We start from the raw sequence: 15,865 nt of genomic DNA, 5'->3' as shown, positions 1-15,865 counted from the left end.
AGGAAAAAGCCTTCCTGGGCCACTACCTGAGTGGCCTAGGAAGGGAGAGAGAAGGCTATCTGTAACCAGGATTTTGCGTGAACTCATTCTTGTTGCTCACGGCGTCAAGCTGGCGCTGCGGAATGGGCCGCACCAGGTGGTAGTCCTGAATGCTGGCCCCAGCATCGGGGTTGTACTTCTTTACTCGCTCTACCAGCTTGCCGGTGCGCTTCAGGTCAAACCACCGGAGTTGCTCACCGCCTAGCTCCCGGCCGCGTTCATCCAGAATAAAGTCCAGGGTAACGTCGGCGGGCTTTATGAGCATGTCGGCCTCTTTACCTGGCAGGGCCGCGCGGCGCCGCACCACGTTAATTAGGTCGGCGGCTTTGGTGGAGTTGCCAGCCTTAAACTCGGCTTCGGCGGCCGTCAAGTACACATCAGCCAAGCGAATCACGTAGGCGTCGCGGGCGCTCTGCTCCTCGGCAATGGTGGGCCGGGTAGGGTCCATGAACTTCTTCATGGTCACGTAGTGAATACGGTCGCCGCTGATGGTGCCATTAGGTCGGTACACGGCACTCTGGTCCCAGATGCGATACTTCTTCTGGGCCTTTACCGAGGCCGGAATAATGTACTTGCTGGCTATAATGGCGGTATCACCCACGGCAATGCCCGTTACGGCCCGGTTGGCCAGCCACACCGTCTGGAAGGTGGCGGCGTAACGCGAGTCTATCTTCTCATTGAACAGGTTCAGGTAGAAGAGCGAAGGCATGAAGCGGTTGAACGGCCGGCCGTACGGAATGTCGCGGATTACGCCGGGCTGGTCGTCGTACTTCATCAGGAAGAGTAAGTGCCCATTATTGCCGCCGCGGGGGTGGCCATCGGGATACAGCGTGGCATCTACCCGGTCGTTCAGGCTGAGGTCCTTGGAGTAGTTCACCGCCCACAGAATCTCCTTGTTCTCCAGGTTGCTCATTGACCATAGGTCGGCAAACTTGGGCTGCAGCGCGTACCCGTAGCTGCTAATTACCTTTTGGGCCAGATCCGCGGCTTCGCGGTTTTGGCCGCGGGTCAGGTACATCTTCGCCAGAAACGCTTCGGCAGCGGGCTTGGTTACGCGGCCGTAGTCGGTGGTAGTGGTGGGCAGGTTGGCCACTGCCACGGTCAGGTCCTCAAAAATTTGCTTGTAGAAGGTTTCTACCGGGGTTTTGTTGGCCGTATTCTGCACGGCGGTGGCCTCCTCGGTGGTGAAGTGTACGCCTCCCCAGGTTTCTACAATCTCCCAGTAATAAAAGGCCCGCAGGAAGCGCAGCTCCCCTTCGCGGGTCTTCTTCAGCGCATCCGTCATGCCCGACTGGCCTACGCGGCCAATACCAGCGTTGCAGACGTTTACACCGGCGTACAAACGGTTCCAAAGATCGGTGAGGGCGGCGGAGCTGCCCTGCAGCGTAGTATATTCCGTTAGGTCAGGATTCACGTCGCCGGCACCGCGCTGCCAGAGGTCGGTGCCCATCTCTGAGATGCTGTAGCCGTTTTCCTTGCCGTACCACCAACGGTTATACGAGTAGGCGGCGTTTACCAGCGTCTCAAAGCCAGCAGGGGTGCTGTACACGGCTTCGGCCGTGAGGCCCGAGGGGTTATATTCTTCCAGCTGCTTGTCGCAGGCCGGTAGGGTGAGCGAAAGCACCCCGGCGGTCAGCAGCAGTTTAAGCGTATGTTGAGTGGAGATTTTCATCTTTCTATGCAGCGTTAAACGAGCCCTATCCTCTTAAAAACCCAGGTTGATACCAGCAGTCAGCACCCGCGGGATGGGGGTGGTGATGGCGCCGCCCCGCTCGGGGTCGTAGTTGTCGATGTGGCTCCAGGTGTAAAGGTTTTTGCCCTGCACGTACACCCGCAGCGCCGACATATGCAGGCGCGAAGCCAGGCCTGCCGGGAACGTGTAGCCCAGCGTGGCCGCCCGCAATTTGGCGTATGAGCCGTTTTCGTAGAGCAGAGAGGTGCCGTAGAGGGAGTTCTGCAGCGTACTCTTCGAGAGGCTGGCGTCGGGACGAGGATAGGCGTTGGAAGGGTTTTCGGGCGTCCAGTAGTTTTGGTGCGAGCTATTCTCAATGCCCTGCGGATCGAAGAAGCCGTTGTACTCGTAGTTGAGCATCTGGCCAATGCGGGCAAACAGCTGCAACGACAGATCGAAGCCTTTGTAGCTCAAATCAGTGTTCAGGGAACCGCTCCACTTTGGCACCGTTGAGCCCAGTACTTTACGGTCGTCGGTGGCCGTGATGCGGCCGTCGCCGTTCAGGTCGCGCACCTTGATCTGGCCAGGCTTCTGGCCGAAGGCTTTCGCCTCATCAGCCTCACTGGTCTGCCAAATACCAATCTTTTCGTAGTCGTAGAACACGTTTACCGGTGAGCCGATAAACCAGCGGTTGCTTACATCGTTGCCAGAGATGGTGAGGGCCGTAATTTCCTCCTTGTTCTTAAACCAGGTAGCCCCTACGTTCCAGCGGAAGTTATCCGTTTCTACTACTCGAGCATTTAAGCCTACCTCTACCCCACGGTTGCGGGTCTTACCCGCATTTTCCGTCACTACTGAGTAGCCGGAGGTAGCAGGCAGCACCCGGTTCAGCAGTAGGTTGCTGGTGCGGGTATCATACACATCCACCGAGCCGGAGACGCGGTTCTGCAGCAGCGCAAAGTCAAGGCCGAAGTTCAGAGTATTCGACAGCTCCCAGCCCAGCTCTTTGTTGCCGATGCGGTTAGCGAAGGTGTAAGCCGGTGCCGATGTTTCGCCGAAGGCAAACGGAATGCGCACCAGCAACGACTGCGTGGAGTATGCCGGAATATCATAGTTGCCGGCGCGGCCGTAGCTGGCCCGCACTTTCAGGTCGGTGATGGGCGTTACGTTCTTCATGAAGTCCTCCTCAATGATGCGCCAGGCCACGGCCGCCGAGGGGAAAAAGGCCCACTTGTTGCCGGGCGCCAGCACGGAGGAGCCATCGGAGCGGCCCGTGAGCGTGAGCAGGTAACGGCTCTTGAAGTTGTACTGCACGCGGCCCGTGAAGGAAATCAGCTTGCTATCTACATAGCCGCTGTTGATACCTACCTGCTGGTTGGCGTTGGCCAGGGCGTAATAGCCTTGATAATCAAGCAGCTGGTTGCGTCCCTGGGCGTTAGAGCTTTCCGTGTTAAACGTAAGCAGCGAGGTTACCCCCGTCGCGCTAATGGTATGGTCACCGAAAGTCTTGTTGTAGTTCAGGATATTCTCCCAGCTCCAGTTGGTCAGGAAATCTGTGCCGTAGGCCGACTGTGCCACCGAGCCGTTGCGGTCCAGGGTATTAGACCCTTGGTAGATACCGGTGCGGGTATTAGATAGCGTGAGGCCCAGGTTGGAGCGCAGGTTCAGGCTAGGTAGAATCTGGTAGCTGGCGTAGGCCGTGGTGAACGTGCGGGTAGTGCGCACATTGTTCTGGTAATTGCCCGGCTGCTCGTCAATGAGTGGGTTGATGAAGTTACCCGCATTCGGGAACACAGCCAGGTTGCCGTTCTCATCATACGGCGACAACAACGGGTTGATCTTGTTGGCCTGGTTGGTGGGGTCGCGGCGGCGGTTCTGGTTGAAGTAGGTGAGCTGGCTCTGCAGGCCTACGCGCACCTTGGAGTTAATTTCCTGATCGAGGTTGAAGCGGATAGAGTACCGGTTCAGATCATCCATCCGGAACAAGCCTTGCTCGTTGAAGTAATCGAAGGAAGTGTAGATCTTGGTTTTGTCGGAACCGCCGGAGAGGCCAATCTGGTGCTCCTGCTGCACACCCTGGCGCAGCAGCTTATCCATCCAGTTGGTGCTGACGCCATTGGCAATGTTCTGGATTTCCAGGGGCGTAAAGATCTTTGAGTCGTCGGCGGGGCTGGCCCAGTTGCCAGTGGTACGGTTAGCCTCGCGCTTCTGCGCTACGTAGGCCGCCGCGTCGTTTACGCGTGGGTAGTACACGGCATCGGTAATGCCGTAGTAAGAGTTTATAGTTACGCGGGGCTGACCAGCAGCCCCCTTCTTGGTGGTTACAATGATTACCCCGTTGGCGCCGCGTGAGCCATAAATGGCAGTGGAGGCGGCATCCTTGAGCACTTCCATGCTCTGAATGTCATTGGGGTTGATGTCCTGAATGGAATTGTACTGCACGCCATCCACAATGAACAGCGGACCGTTCTGCGCCGTGATGGAGCGGTTACCCCGCACGGCAATATTCACTCCTGAGCCGGCCGAGCCACTGCTGCGGGTGATATCTACGCCGGGCAGCCTGCCCTGCAGGGTTTCCATCACGTTGGCCGAGGGCACCTTCTTGAGGTCCTCTTCCTTCACCGATACAATGGCACCCGTAACATCACTCTTCTTGACCTGCCCGTAGCCGATTACTACTACTTCATCGAGGGCTTTTTGGTCAGACTTAAGCGCAATCTTGAGCTTGGTCTGTGAGCCAACACTCACCGTTTGCGGCACGTAGCCTATGTAGCTGAAAGTCAAGGCCACATCGCCTCCTTCTGGCACGCCCAGCGTGAAGTTGCCTTCCCCATCAGTGGTAGCACCTAGCGTAGAGTTCTTGACGATAACGGTTACGCCTGGCAGGCCTTCGCCCGTTGTTCCATCAATCACCCGTCCCTGTACCTGGCGAGTTTGCTGCGCCATTGCCGACACGGCTGTGCTAAGCGCTAGAGCACTTAGTAGTAAACCTTTTCTCATGGTGTGGGAATTTGATTACTCGAAGAAAGAACTGCTAGGCCACCCGAAGTAAGCCCTTACTAATGTTAGAGGAATGGCGCCGGAATGCGCTGAATAGGGCGCTGAATATTTGTGCAATCGTTATCGGGAACGTTGCCAGAAGCGCAAAATCAACGCTTGTTAGTCTTTTTCTTAGCCGCCTTAGTCCTTTTCCTGCTTCACTCACCCTATCCCACAGTGCTTAGTCAGCCTAGTAACTATTGCACTAAAGCCAGAACTAGCCGGGCTCTCTTTCTACTTCTGCCTCACCTGCTAGGCCTAGTCTATGCGTCGCAAAATCCATAGCACGGCACTCACCAGCAGGCTCACCAGTAACATAGAGACAATAGGCGCATACAACCGGAAGCCCGGCCGCTCAATCCGGATGTCGCCGGGCAGGTGACCGAACCAACTTATCAAGCGTCCGCTACCCAACCACAGAAAGAGGCCTAGCGCTACGAGGAACAGACCTAAAATGAAGATAGTTTTGCCGAGTTGCGGGTTCATATCAGGCATTACTCATGCTCTATAGCTCAACTCTTACCGCAGTATCAGAAACGCTGCGCCTAGCACTACCACTAAGAAAACACCAAAGGCTAGCCACTCCTCCCGGAGCTTGAAATCTTGGGGGTAAGACTTTCGAATTTTGGCCTGCCCCCAAATGGCCGCGAAAATCGCTCCCATGAGCAATGCCAATGATATAGTAGATGGCAACAGATTGCGGGTGAAGAAATAAAGCACCAGCAGTACAGGCAAGCCCATGCAATAAGCGGCGAACCGAGGAAGGAAGGTAGATTCTTTCACTGCACTATAGCTTTTAGAGAGTTATAAATGTAGGCCTTGCGGATGATTTAGGCTGGATAAGAAGAATGGCAACTCAGCGCCACTGAGCTTGACCATGCTTATCTACGATTTTGGTGCGTTTTTCAATATCATAATATACTATTGCAAGCATTTATCAATCAACCATATACAGCGCAGCAACTCAAGACGCAAAGTCTAACAGGGTAACTTTTAGAGTGCGGCTAGTGCGGCAGATTCTTCAACTAGCAGTGCGATTCCAACACACTACCACCCCACAACTACTTATTCCGATATGCTTTTACTGTTACTGCCCACGTCACCAGCGTACTACTTCATCTTCTACGTTGCCGGTTTCGCGGTAGCAGGCGCCTTGCTCACGTGGGAAGCTCACCGGCGGCAATACGTATGGCGTCAGTGGCTTCCACTTCTTGCCGGAACGATGCTGAGCCTGATTCTCGGCACGCGCCTGGTAGCTGGCTCCGGTGCTGAATGGCAGCACCTGTTTGCGCACGGGGAGTGGACGGGCCCCGACAGCCGGTCTATTCTGGGCGGAATACTGGGCGCTACGCTGGCCCTGGCGGTGCTGCGGCGGGTACTGGGTTTTAGTCGCAATGTATATGATGCCTTTGCCCTGCCCTTGTTTGTAGGGTTAGCGGTTCAGGGCGTGGGCTGCTTGCTTACTGGGTGCTGCTTTGGCACACCCACCGAAGCACTAGTGGGAATTAGGTACGCACCGCATACTCTCCCCTTCCTGGCGCAAGCAGCCCGGGGTGTACTACCAGCCACTGCGGCGTATTCGCTGCCCGTGCACCCGGCCCAACTGTATCAAATTCTGCTTTGCTTGCTGATAGTGAGGTGCCTGAAGTGCAGCCGCCGCCGCCAGCAAGCGCCGGGGCAGCAGTTTATCTTGGCTATTCTGCTGTACGCGGTGGGCCGGTTTGGGCTGGAGTTCGTGCGAGATAGTGCCGGCGATGTGCTGGGTACTTCTCTCTGGCACGGCCTGAAACAGGTGCAATGGTTCCTGCTGCTGGCAGTAGCTACGCTGGCAGGACTATGGCTCTACCGGGGCCGCGCAGGGCACCAGCATTTCGCACCAACTTCACTAGGCCACTGGCAGCCGCGGCTGGTACTAGGTGCGCTCCTGATGATTACCGCACTGCTGAGCACTGGTTGGCTGACAGTGCCCGAGCAATTGGTTATAAAGAGCCTGCTCCTGGTAAGCTTAGTACTTGAGGCTAGTATTTGGTTACGCAAGCAAACGGCTCAGTCACCGCAAGCACTAGCCTTGCCGGTATTATTAGGTGGCGTGGTTATGCTGCTAACTAGCCAGGCTCCGGCCCCGAACTCGCGGCGTTACACTACCATCAGCGCGGGTGGCGTAGCGGGCACCTCTGAGCAGTATTTCGACTACCCTTACGGCTGCTCCGGAACGAAGGCCCCCGCATACACCTATCAGCAAAAATTTAAGGTTGGCTCCGTAGGCCTTGCGCGAACAATACCTATCAGGGAAGCTGGCACGCTCACGTTTGGCTTGGATCTGAGCTTAGGGCGCAGCAATTTTTACACTCCTCAGGATTGTGTTTACGTCCGGAGTTCTTACGACTCCTTCAATGAAAAGCCTTTTGAGCAAGGACTCGCCCCGCTGTACAGCATCAGCCCATATGTAGAGCTTGCTCACCCTACTTATTTCCGGTTTGGCCTAGGCGCCCACATAGGCAAGGTGGCCTACGACTATGTGTACCGGCCTGGGGAAGTAAACCCGGTTCGGCTACAGAGTATGCTGGATGTGGGCCTGCTACGGGTTATCTATTTACATACCAGTATCAACCACGGCTTACAGGGCCTGGGCAATGGGTTCAGTACTCTTGGGCTAGGTACCGGTTTCGGGCAGGACCGCCTGCGTTTGGTTGGGGGCGTTGCTTTGGCAAACAGCCAAGCCAATGCCGGTCTACTTGACCGCACCGAGGCCCGCTCGTTCCCTTTCCTGCAGGCGCAACTACCTCTAGGGGAACGCTGGACTTTGGAGCCATTTGCAGCAACTAATTTTGGCTCCGTACAGAAGTTCCAACTGTGCGCAAGCTTCCGGTTACCTCCTAGTCGCGCCACGGCAGATAGCAAGTAAGTGGCCTACTTACCTGCGTAACCCCACTACTGAATTATCCTTTATCAAATACCGGCTCAATCCGGCCATCTGCACCTACTTGCAAGGCGGCTTCGTAGCGGTTGCCAGTTTTGGAGGAGATAAAGCCCCGGATGACACCGGTCTTGCCCTTGCGCAGGAGTTGGTTCATTTGGGCATCGGTGAGGGTTTTACCACCCCACTCAAAGGGCGCGCGGAATTGACAATCCTCCCGGAAGCGGGAGCAGCCCCAGGCACTTTTGCCTTTCAGCATCTGGCCCAGGCGGCACACCGGGCACGGAATCTGGCCGGGGTCAACGGCGGTAGTGGGCTTGCTTTCGGCGGCGCGTACCAGCTCCAGCGTGTGCTGGGGCGTGAGCTTGATGGCGGCGCCAAACTTGTTGCCGGCATCATCCAGAAAGCCCTGCATTACCTGCGTACGGCCTTTTTTCAGCAAATCACCCACTTGCTTGTCGGTAAACTTCTTACCTTCAAACTCAATGGGCAGGCGCAGACTACAGCCCTCACGCCAGCGTGAGCAGCCAAACGCCGACTTGCCCCGCAGCACGTGCCCACTGCCACAAGCCGGGCACTGGCCTAGCGCCCCCGGCACAGCGGGTGTAGCAGCTGCTTTTGGGGCGGCCGGGCGCGGAGCAGCTGTTTTGCCAGCTACTGCAGTTTCAGCGTTGGCTACCGTAACGGCGCGGCCGGAACCATCCTGCTTTACCTCCTGCACCATCTCGCGCACCAGCTGCCGCAGCTCACCCAAAAATTGGTCTGATTGCAGCTCACCACCCTCAATCTGGCGCAGCTTCCGCTCCCACTGCCCCGTCAGCTCCGCCGACTTGAGCGTGGGGTTGCGGATGAGGCCGATAAGCTCAACACCGGTAGGTGTAGGCACAATTTTCTTTTTGTCGCGCCGGATGTAGCCGCGCTTGAACAGCGTTTCAATGATGGCGGCACGGGTACTAGGCCTCCCGATGCCGTTTTCCTTCATGGCTTGGCGCAGCTCCTCATCGTCCACGTTGCGGCCCGCGGTTTCCATGCCGCGTAGCAACATGGCCTCGGAGTACTCGCGGGGCGGTTGGGTTACTTTCTGGTCGAGGCGGGGCTTATGGGGGCCGCTTTCGCCCTTCTCAAAGTTGGGCAACACCGTGTTTACTACGTCGTCTTCGCCCTCAGTGCCGGGAGCTTTGGGCGCGGACGGTGCCTGTTGCTTCTCTGGGTCGCCGTACACTACACGCCAACCGGGGTTCAGAATCTGGCGGCCCCTCACCCGGAACGGGTAACCGCCGGCTTCGGCGGTAACGGAAGTATTCGAGACTTCGCAGTCGGGGTAAAAAGCTGCCAGAAAGCGCCGCACAATGATATCGTATACGCTCTGCTCAGTGCCACCCAGGCCACCCGCACTGGCCCCCGTTGGGATGATGGCGTGGTGGTCGGTGACTTTGTTGTTGTTAAATACCTTGCCCGACTTCTTGATTTTACCGGCTAACAGCGGCGCCGTGAGGACACTGTAGGCACTCAGGCCGCGCAGAATACCGGGTATTTTGGCGTACTGGTCGTCGGGCAGGAAGGTGGTGTCAACGCGGGGGTAGCTCACCACTTTTTTCTCGTAAAGGCCCTGCACGGTTTTGAGCGTATCCTCGGCGGAGAGGCCTAGCTGGTTGTTGCACTGCACCTGCAGGGAGGTGAGGTCGAACAAAGAGGGTGGCGTTTCCAGGCCCTTCTTGATTTCGACGTTCATCACCGTCAGGGGCACGTCTTTCACGGCGGCCAGGGCCACATCGGCTTCTTCCTGGCTCACAAAGTAGCCACGGGCTTTTAGGCGAGCCTTCTCGTCGGGCTCATCATCTTCCCCTTTGCCCTTCTTGGGTGGTGCCACGTGGCTGAACATAGTACCGCGGTACTCCGTGCGCAGCACCCAGTAGGGCTCCGGCTTAAAGTTCTGGATTTCGTGGTAGCGGTCTACCAGCAGGGCTAGCGTGGGGGTTTGCACCCGCCCAATGCTGAGCACCTGGCGCTGACCAGGCGCATACTTTAGCGTAAAGAGGCGCGTGGCATTCAGGCCCAGCAGCCAGTCGCCGGCGGCGCGGCTCTTGCCGGCCTGGTAGAGGTTATCAAACTCAGAGCCCTCACGCAGGTTAGAGAAGCCCTGCCGGATGGCTTCTTCGGTGAGCGAGGATATCCAGAGGCGCTTAAACGGCTTGCGGTATTTGGCTTCCATCAGCACCCAGCGCTGAATTACCTCCCCTTCCTGCCCGGCGTCACCGCAGTTAATCACTTCCTCGGCGTTGGCCAGCAGGTTCTTAATAACATTGAACTGGCGCACCACGCCATCATCGCGGCGCATAAGCTTGATGCCGAACTGCTCGGGCATCATGGGCAGGTCGTGAATGCTCCAACGCTTCCACTCGGGGCGGTAATCTTCGGGCTCCCGGAGCTGGCAGAAATGGCCGAACGTCCAGGTAACCTGGTAGCCATTGCCCTCAAAGTAGCCATCCATTTTGCGGTTGGCACCCAGCACCTGGGCAATTTCGCGGGCTACGCTGGGCTTTTCGGCAATGCAAACTTTCAAAATCGCTGAATCTCGCTGGGTAAACTGATTTTTGCCAACTGGTAAGGTCAGCCAGGAATCAACAAAGATAACAGGAGAAAAAGTCGGTGCCGTGCGCCAAATTATACGTTGGCGCCAGCGTCACTAACGCAAGGCCTAGCGTTTACTCAGGAAGCCGAGGCCATGCGCAAGTGGCCGCTGGCTACCATAAAGTGGTAGCGCACTTCGTAGAAACCCATATCGAGGGTGCGGTCTAGCAGGGTTACACTCTCAATTTCGAATGGCAGCCCGCGCGAGACAACTTTCACCGGGTTCAGGCTACGCTGCAGCGTTATTTCTTCGCGAGCCATATTCAGGGCTGCCTCCTCATTAGAGGCCTTTACCCGCACATAGAACAGGTTAGCCATTGGGAACTGCATATGTTCCTGAACTTCCCCGTCCCAGTTATTGAAGTTGTCAAGCTCCTCCGGGAATACGCCTTCGTAGCGCTCATCCAGCACCCGCTGCTTCACTTGATGGTAGGCCACCGTTGTATTCATATGGTGGGTGAGCAGCTTAATCAGGTCGTCTACGCTAAGGTTTGAAGCCTGACTAACCAGCTTGCTGCGGTAGTACAAGCCGTAGCTATCCTGGGCCTCATTATGCGCAATAACTACCCCGTTTTCGGCGGCTACCTGTTGCAGCTTCTGGCCGTAGGCAGTTTGGTTGGTGAGGAGCTGCCCCCAAGCCTGATTAGGCTGCATAATCACCCCGAACTCATCCGGAGGCGTGAGCACCATGGTGGTTGAGTTGTCGCCGTCGAATACTCGCGGGTAGTATTTCTTTAGCTGGCTGAGGCTTAACCCAGCCACCCACAGAGCCAGCGTAGTACGGAGCAGGCAAAAGGTTCCTGTACCGTTGCTTACCTGATAACCAAGGCATGAGCTAACGTTACCCTGGTGCAGCGGCAAACTGATAACTTGAGTCTGCTGCGTGTCTATGCCGGAAAACCTGGGGTGGCCCTGCTCCTCCAGTTCCAGCATGTATAGGCCAAAGGGGATATACTCCTGCTCCCCAATTTGGGTCTCAGGTCTGGACCGGGCGTCGTGCTCACGCAACTCGCTGGCGAGTTGCATGAGTGCATCGTATGTAAACAGCCGTTCGACTTTCCGTAACCCAGACATATCTGCAGGATATGATTTTTGTATTTTTCTGCAATATATTACGTTGTTTCTAATCTATCGCAATTAATAATGCAATATAGAGAAGATATAATTATATTGGATAAATACTATATAATTAACTGCAATAAACTCTTACATTTAACGACGTGTGTAACACCCTAGTTATTCCCATAATGGGAATAACTCGACTTTAAGTCGAGTTTCCAAGCTGCCTTAACTCTAAATAAACCACTCATAGAAAGGCATTTATATCAACATCAACAGTAGTCCTGCCTAACATCAGTACTTCTCCATTTTTAGGCGGGTCTTAGTGGGGCCAATTGCTGGTTTGGCTATAGCCCAGGTTAGGTTCTTCTTATTGGGTCACTATAAGAGGTGTTTTTGCCAGTCAATTACCAGCCAAGCTCCTGAGTTCATTCAAATTGCTTTCTTCTTGGAAACAACCGCCAAAACTCCTGGCTAAGCCTTAGGCGTTGGTCATAGCTAAGAGCTACTTACCTGATCTACGGGCAGTTGTATGTACTTACACCAATCAATAGAGCTTCCTAAGTTTCACCCTACCAAGTTTATTGTAACCTACGGCTCACAAAGGTGCGTAAACACAACCCTGTGCATCTTTATCTTCCACCATGGAAGCCGCCTCTCCCCTACCCAACCTAGAACTCCCTACGCCTGCCGACGGCCTTAAAGCCTGGACTCGTACTGGTTTTGCCTCAATTGGGTTTGTACACCTTGTACTAGGAGGCCTAGCCGCTATGGCAGCCCTTGGCGTGCGAGGCAGCAACACGCCTAACCAGCGGGAGGTATTTCAGGCAATCCAGCACATGCCTTTAGGCCAGGTACTATTGTGGCTGGTGGCAGGAGGTTTGTTGGGTTACGTAGCTTGGCGCATGGCACAGGCCTTTTATGACACAGAAGGCAAGGGTACTACAATTCAGGGAATTGCCGTGCGTTGTTTTTACTGCTTTAGCGGACTGCTGTACGGATTTTTAGCTTACTATGCGGGCAAGCTAGCTTGGTACGGGCATTTACCAAAAGCCCCCGAAACGGGCAAATCAACCTTGCAACAGGTACTGCACCACCCACACGGCCAAGCCATAGTGGCGCTTATAGGCCTAGTGGTACTTGGGGCCAGCGCCGTTCAGTTATACCGGGCCTGGTCTGGTAAATTTGATACCGATGTTAATTCCAGCCCGTTCACGCATGCCCAGCGGCGCTTGGTGTACCACATGGGCCAAATAGGCTACACTGCCCGTGGGATAGTATTGGGCAGCATGGGATATTTCTGCTTTCTAGCGGCTCAGCACGCTAACGGCAACGAGATTCGAGACACCGAAGGCTGCTTCAATGCCTTCCAGGCCATTGGACCACACGTATTAAGCCTAGTGGCTACTGGCCTCATAATTTATGGTTTGTATATGCTGGTTCAGGCTCGCTTCCCTATTCTACGGGGCCTCTAGCTTTTGGGCGCTGCTGCTTATTGGGTGTTTGTTACTTTATTGAGGACTTATGCTTCGATACATGTCCTTTTAAAAGGCAATTAGCGTACCCATAAATCAGTCATCATCAGTCCTGATTTATCTGTATGTGGGTATTGTTTTCATTGTTAGCGGCGCTTTCTGCTGCTGCTGTTGTAACGCTATCAAAAGTAGGCGTAAAAAATATTGAGTCCAGCCTAGCCTTTGCCATTCAATCGGTGCTGATTATTACGGTAGCCTGGAGCGTGGTGGCCTACCAGGGGCACCTCTCCCAAATTGCACAAATAGACCGGCGCACATGGCTTTTTCTGATTGCAGCGGGCATTGTTACTTGTTTGTCTTCGCTGTTTTCGTTTCAGGCCTTGAAGCTAGGTCAGGCTTCGCGCACGTCATCATTCGATAAAATCTCCCTAGTGTTTTCTATCATTCTGGCCAGTGTATTTCTGAAAGAGAAACTCACCTGGCAAGTAATACTTGGGGCCACTCTCATGGCCGGTGGTGCTATTCTTATTGCCTTCTCCAAACCCTCAGAGGGCTAGGCAGCCGAAACCGATAGTCTGAATTTTCTTCGTCAGGCAGCGGGAGAGAAATCGATATTCGCCGTTTTGTCGTAAATATCTCCTGGCACGCTAGTTATGGCGGCGCGCAGCTTACCCAATAAACACACCGGCTATGCAACTATCTGCTACCGGCAAAGTCCATTTACGCACTGTTCTACCTTCTCGCTCACACCATGCCTTCTATTGCACCCAACCCTTGCCTTGCCGCTTTCCCCAGCACTTTAAAAGCTTTGATTCTGTTGTCGAGTCAAAGAATGTAAACCGGCGCCCCAGCACCTGCCATTTAGAAAATGATGCCACTGGTGCGGTAGCGGTCAGCTAATATCTTGTCCATAAGTTCAAGATATAATTCTATATTGAATTCTTAAGCTATTAGCTGCCAGCTCCGGCTAGCTGCTGGTTCTGTTGCGTCCTTTTCAGCCAAGTTTTGGCTGGCAGTGCACATCCCTCAGGTTGCGCCTTTCCCCTCAATTTCTTTTACTGAGAACAGCGGTGCTGTGTTCCGACAGTTCGGCTGGCGACCCGCTGTTTTACCGAAGTACTCCCTTCGAGAAGGACTATCCTTTTTAATCCACTAAGCCCTTATGCTCCCTAATTTATATGATGCCCCTTCTATATTTTGAAAATGCCATGGGGCGCATTCTGGAGCATCCGAACGGCTATGTGCTTATCCGCTACCATCCTGGCAAACGCTCTCTCGTTGACTTGCAGGAGTTTTTAACGCACGTAGGCCGCTTGCTACAACTGCGAAACTGGCACAAGCTGCTCAGCGACCAGCGTTTGCTCAGCCCGTTAACGGAGGAAGAGCAGGCCCTGATTCTGGACTATTGGCAAGCGCGCCATTTCACCTTCGGGGCTACCGATGGCGCGGTGCTGCTCTCCCACAACGTGCATTCCCAGCGTACCTTCGCGCACTTTCGGGACCAAACCCACGGCTCCCTACGTTACCGCCAGTTTGAGAATGAGCTTGATGCGGATGCCTGGCTGCGCCAGCTATAGCACACCCCAGGGCCTCAGATACACCGGGGCCGTTCTGTAGTGTGCCACGGGAACACCGCGCAAGCAGGCCTGGAAGTTTGGCAGGCATTTTAGCTAGCTATTAAGTCACAAAAAAGGGTACCCAAAAAGCAGTTAGGCAAGTAGAATGAGGATATGCAGCCGCCCTACCTTAATATTGAGGCCGGCGTACTGCTGTTTTCTTCACCCTTCTGTCGTTTTTGCTATGCCCTTGTCCTCTATTCGGGCTGCCTTTGAGCAGCAGTTCCAGCATCAGCCCCTGGTGGTGCGCGCTCCTGGCCGCGTTAATCTGATTGGTGAGCATACGGATTACAATAATGGCTTTGTATTGCCCGCCGCCATCGACCGTGAAATATTTTTTGCGGTAGGCCTGAACGGAACTTCCCAAATCCGTCTGTTCTCCTACGATCAGCAGGAGTCATTTCAGACGGAGGTAACCGCTGTGCATCCCAGCGAAACGCAGTGGGCTAATTACCTGCTGGGCGTAGTAGCACAGTTTCAGGGCAAGGGAATAACTATACCCGGCTTCGACTGCGTGTTTGGTGGCAATGTGCCCATTGGCGCGGGCCTGTCATCGTCGGCGGCCGTAGAATGTGGCTTAGCCTTCGCCCTCAACACCCTGCTCAACACCAACCTGGAGCGCATGCAGCTAGCCCGCATGAGCCAGCTGGCCGAGCACACCTATGCCGGCGTACAGTGCGGCATCATGGACCAGTTCGCCAGTTTGTTTGGGCAGGCCGGCCACGTAGTACGCCTCGACTGCCGGTCGTTGGAGTACGCCTATTTTCCCTTCGATACCACGCATCATCAACTGGTGCTGTGCAACTCAGGAGTGAAGCACTCCTTAGCCAGCTCTGAGTACAATACCCGCCGCCAAGAGTGCGAGCAAGGTGTATCTATTCTGCGGCAGTATTACCCTGAGGTGCAAAGCCTGCGCGATGCTACCTTGGCCCAGCTGGAAGAGCACCGGCAGGAGCTAGGCGACGTAGTGTACCGCCGCTGCAGCTACGTGGTGGAGGAAAACCTGCGCGTAGAAGCAGCCTGCCAGAGCTTGGTAGCCGGTGACCTGCGCGCGTTTGGCCAAGAAATGTATGGTTCGCACGCTGGCCTGCGCGATAAGTACGAAGTAAGCTGCCCTGAGCTGGATGTACTGGTGGAACTGGCCCAGGAATTTCCGGGGGTGCTGGGTTCCCGGATGATGGGGGGCGGCTTCGGCGGCTGCACCATTAATCTGGTAGAAACCGGCCAGGTTGAGGCCTTCGTGCAGCACGCTACTCAAGGCTACCAGCAGCGCCTAGGCCTGCCCCTCGAAACCTACCAGACCACCATTACGGCCGGAGTAGGCGTGCTGGAGCCTACCATTGCGTAAGCTATCAGCTAAGGTAACTAGTGGCCTAGGGCCCCGTTCATCTACCAACCTGCCGCAGGCGGGTACCAG

At 55.2% G+C, this 15,865-nt stretch carries 10 protein-coding genes; 5 read left to right on the top strand and 5 right to left on the bottom strand.

What is annotated here, in order from left to right; translation table 11 throughout:
• Window positions 1-55: 55 nt before the first annotated feature.
• The 3 genes from HMJ29_RS13995 to HMJ29_RS13985 all read right to left on the bottom strand — a co-directional run bounded on the left by HMJ29_RS13995 (window position 56) and on the right by HMJ29_RS13985 (window position 5,236).
• A complete protein-coding gene (locus HMJ29_RS13995; RefSeq protein ID WP_171592079.1) occupies window positions 56-1,711 on the bottom strand; it encodes a RagB/SusD family nutrient uptake outer membrane protein in 1,656 nt (551 codons plus the stop codon).
• A gap of 33 nt (window positions 1,712-1,744) precedes the next feature.
• Entirely contained in the window at window positions 1,745-4,657 is a 2,913-nt protein-coding gene (locus tag HMJ29_RS13990) for a SusC/RagA family TonB-linked outer membrane protein (protein WP_171592078.1), read from the bottom strand.
• Window positions 4,658-5,008: 351 nt separating this feature from the next.
• Complete coding sequence (locus tag HMJ29_RS13985) at window positions 5,009-5,236, bottom strand: DUF2905 domain-containing protein (protein ID WP_171592077.1); 228 nt, start codon at window positions 5,234-5,236, stop codon at window positions 5,009-5,011.
• A 589-nt stretch (window positions 5,237-5,825) separates the two neighbouring features.
• Between HMJ29_RS13985 and HMJ29_RS13980 the strand changes: the two genes are divergently transcribed.
• A complete protein-coding gene (locus HMJ29_RS13980; protein ID WP_171592076.1) occupies window positions 5,826-7,655 on the top strand; it encodes a prolipoprotein diacylglyceryl transferase in 1,830 nt (609 codons plus the stop codon).
• Window positions 7,656-7,689: 34 nt separating this feature from the next.
• On the opposite strand, the gene HMJ29_RS13975 is transcribed toward HMJ29_RS13980, so the two are convergent.
• The gene (locus tag HMJ29_RS13975; RefSeq protein ID WP_171592075.1) at window positions 7,690-10,230 is read right to left on the bottom strand and encodes a type IA DNA topoisomerase; all 2,541 of its coding nucleotides are present in this window, start codon (window positions 10,228-10,230) and stop codon (window positions 7,690-7,692) included.
• A 146-nt stretch (window positions 10,231-10,376) separates the two neighbouring features.
• On the bottom strand, window positions 10,377-11,324 hold the full coding sequence (locus HMJ29_RS13970; RefSeq protein WP_171592074.1) for a hypothetical protein: 948 nt from the start codon (window positions 11,322-11,324) through the stop codon (window positions 10,377-10,379).
• 677 nt (window positions 11,325-12,001) lie between these two features.
• Here HMJ29_RS13970 and HMJ29_RS13965 point away from each other — a divergent pair.
• From HMJ29_RS13965 to galK, 4 genes are all read left to right on the top strand, one after another.
• The gene (locus HMJ29_RS13965) at window positions 12,002-12,832 is read left to right on the top strand and encodes a DUF1206 domain-containing protein (protein ID WP_171592073.1); all 831 of its coding nucleotides are present in this window, start codon (window positions 12,002-12,004) and stop codon (window positions 12,830-12,832) included.
• Between the two features lie 125 nt (window positions 12,833-12,957).
• Window positions 12,958-13,389 (top strand): EamA family transporter, encoded by a 432-nt coding sequence (locus HMJ29_RS13960; RefSeq protein WP_171592072.1) that lies wholly within the window; start codon window positions 12,958-12,960, stop codon window positions 13,387-13,389.
• A gap of 621 nt (window positions 13,390-14,010) precedes the next feature.
• Window positions 14,011-14,409, top strand: a complete 399-nt coding sequence (locus HMJ29_RS13955) for a hypothetical protein (protein ID WP_171592071.1) — start codon at window positions 14,011-14,013, stop codon at window positions 14,407-14,409.
• A 223-nt stretch (window positions 14,410-14,632) separates the two neighbouring features.
• Window positions 14,633-15,796, top strand: a complete 1,164-nt coding sequence (gene galK, locus HMJ29_RS13950; RefSeq protein WP_171592070.1) for a galactokinase — start codon at window positions 14,633-14,635, stop codon at window positions 15,794-15,796.
• Window positions 15,797-15,865: the final 69 nt, after the last annotated feature.

It is taken from the genome of Hymenobacter taeanensis, from assembly GCF_013137895.1.
GTDB lineage: Bacteria > Bacteroidota > Bacteroidia > Cytophagales > Hymenobacteraceae > Hymenobacter > Hymenobacter taeanensis.
Note: the sequence above shows the minus strand (reverse complement) of the source record. Positions and strands in the feature narration are given on the sequence as shown.

Excerpts from the sequence above, each read along its gene's own strand:
- HMJ29_RS13995 (WP_171592079.1), bottom strand. The coding sequence starts at position 1,711 with ATGAAAATCTCCACTCAACATACGCTTAAACTGCTGCTGACCGCCGGG.
- HMJ29_RS13990 (WP_171592078.1), bottom strand. The coding sequence starts at position 4,657 with ATGGCGCAGCAAACTCGCCAGGTACAGGGACGGGTGATTGATGGAACA.
- HMJ29_RS13985 (WP_171592077.1), bottom strand. The coding sequence starts at position 5,236 with ATGAACCCGCAACTCGGCAAAACTATCTTCATTTTAGGTCTGTTCCTC.
- HMJ29_RS13980 (WP_171592076.1), top strand. The coding sequence starts at position 5,826 with ATGCTTTTACTGTTACTGCCCACGTCACCAGCGTACTACTTCATCTTC.
- HMJ29_RS13970 (WP_171592074.1), bottom strand. The coding sequence starts at position 11,324 with ATGCAACTCGCCAGCGAGTTGCGTGAGCACGACGCCCGGTCCAGACCT.
- HMJ29_RS13965 (WP_171592073.1), top strand. The coding sequence starts at position 12,002 with ATGGAAGCCGCCTCTCCCCTACCCAACCTAGAACTCCCTACGCCTGCC.
- HMJ29_RS13960 (WP_171592072.1), top strand. The coding sequence starts at position 12,958 with ATGTGGGTATTGTTTTCATTGTTAGCGGCGCTTTCTGCTGCTGCTGTT.
- HMJ29_RS13955 (WP_171592071.1), top strand. The coding sequence starts at position 14,011 with ATGATGCCCCTTCTATATTTTGAAAATGCCATGGGGCGCATTCTGGAG.
- galK (WP_171592070.1), top strand. The coding sequence starts at position 14,633 with ATGCCCTTGTCCTCTATTCGGGCTGCCTTTGAGCAGCAGTTCCAGCAT.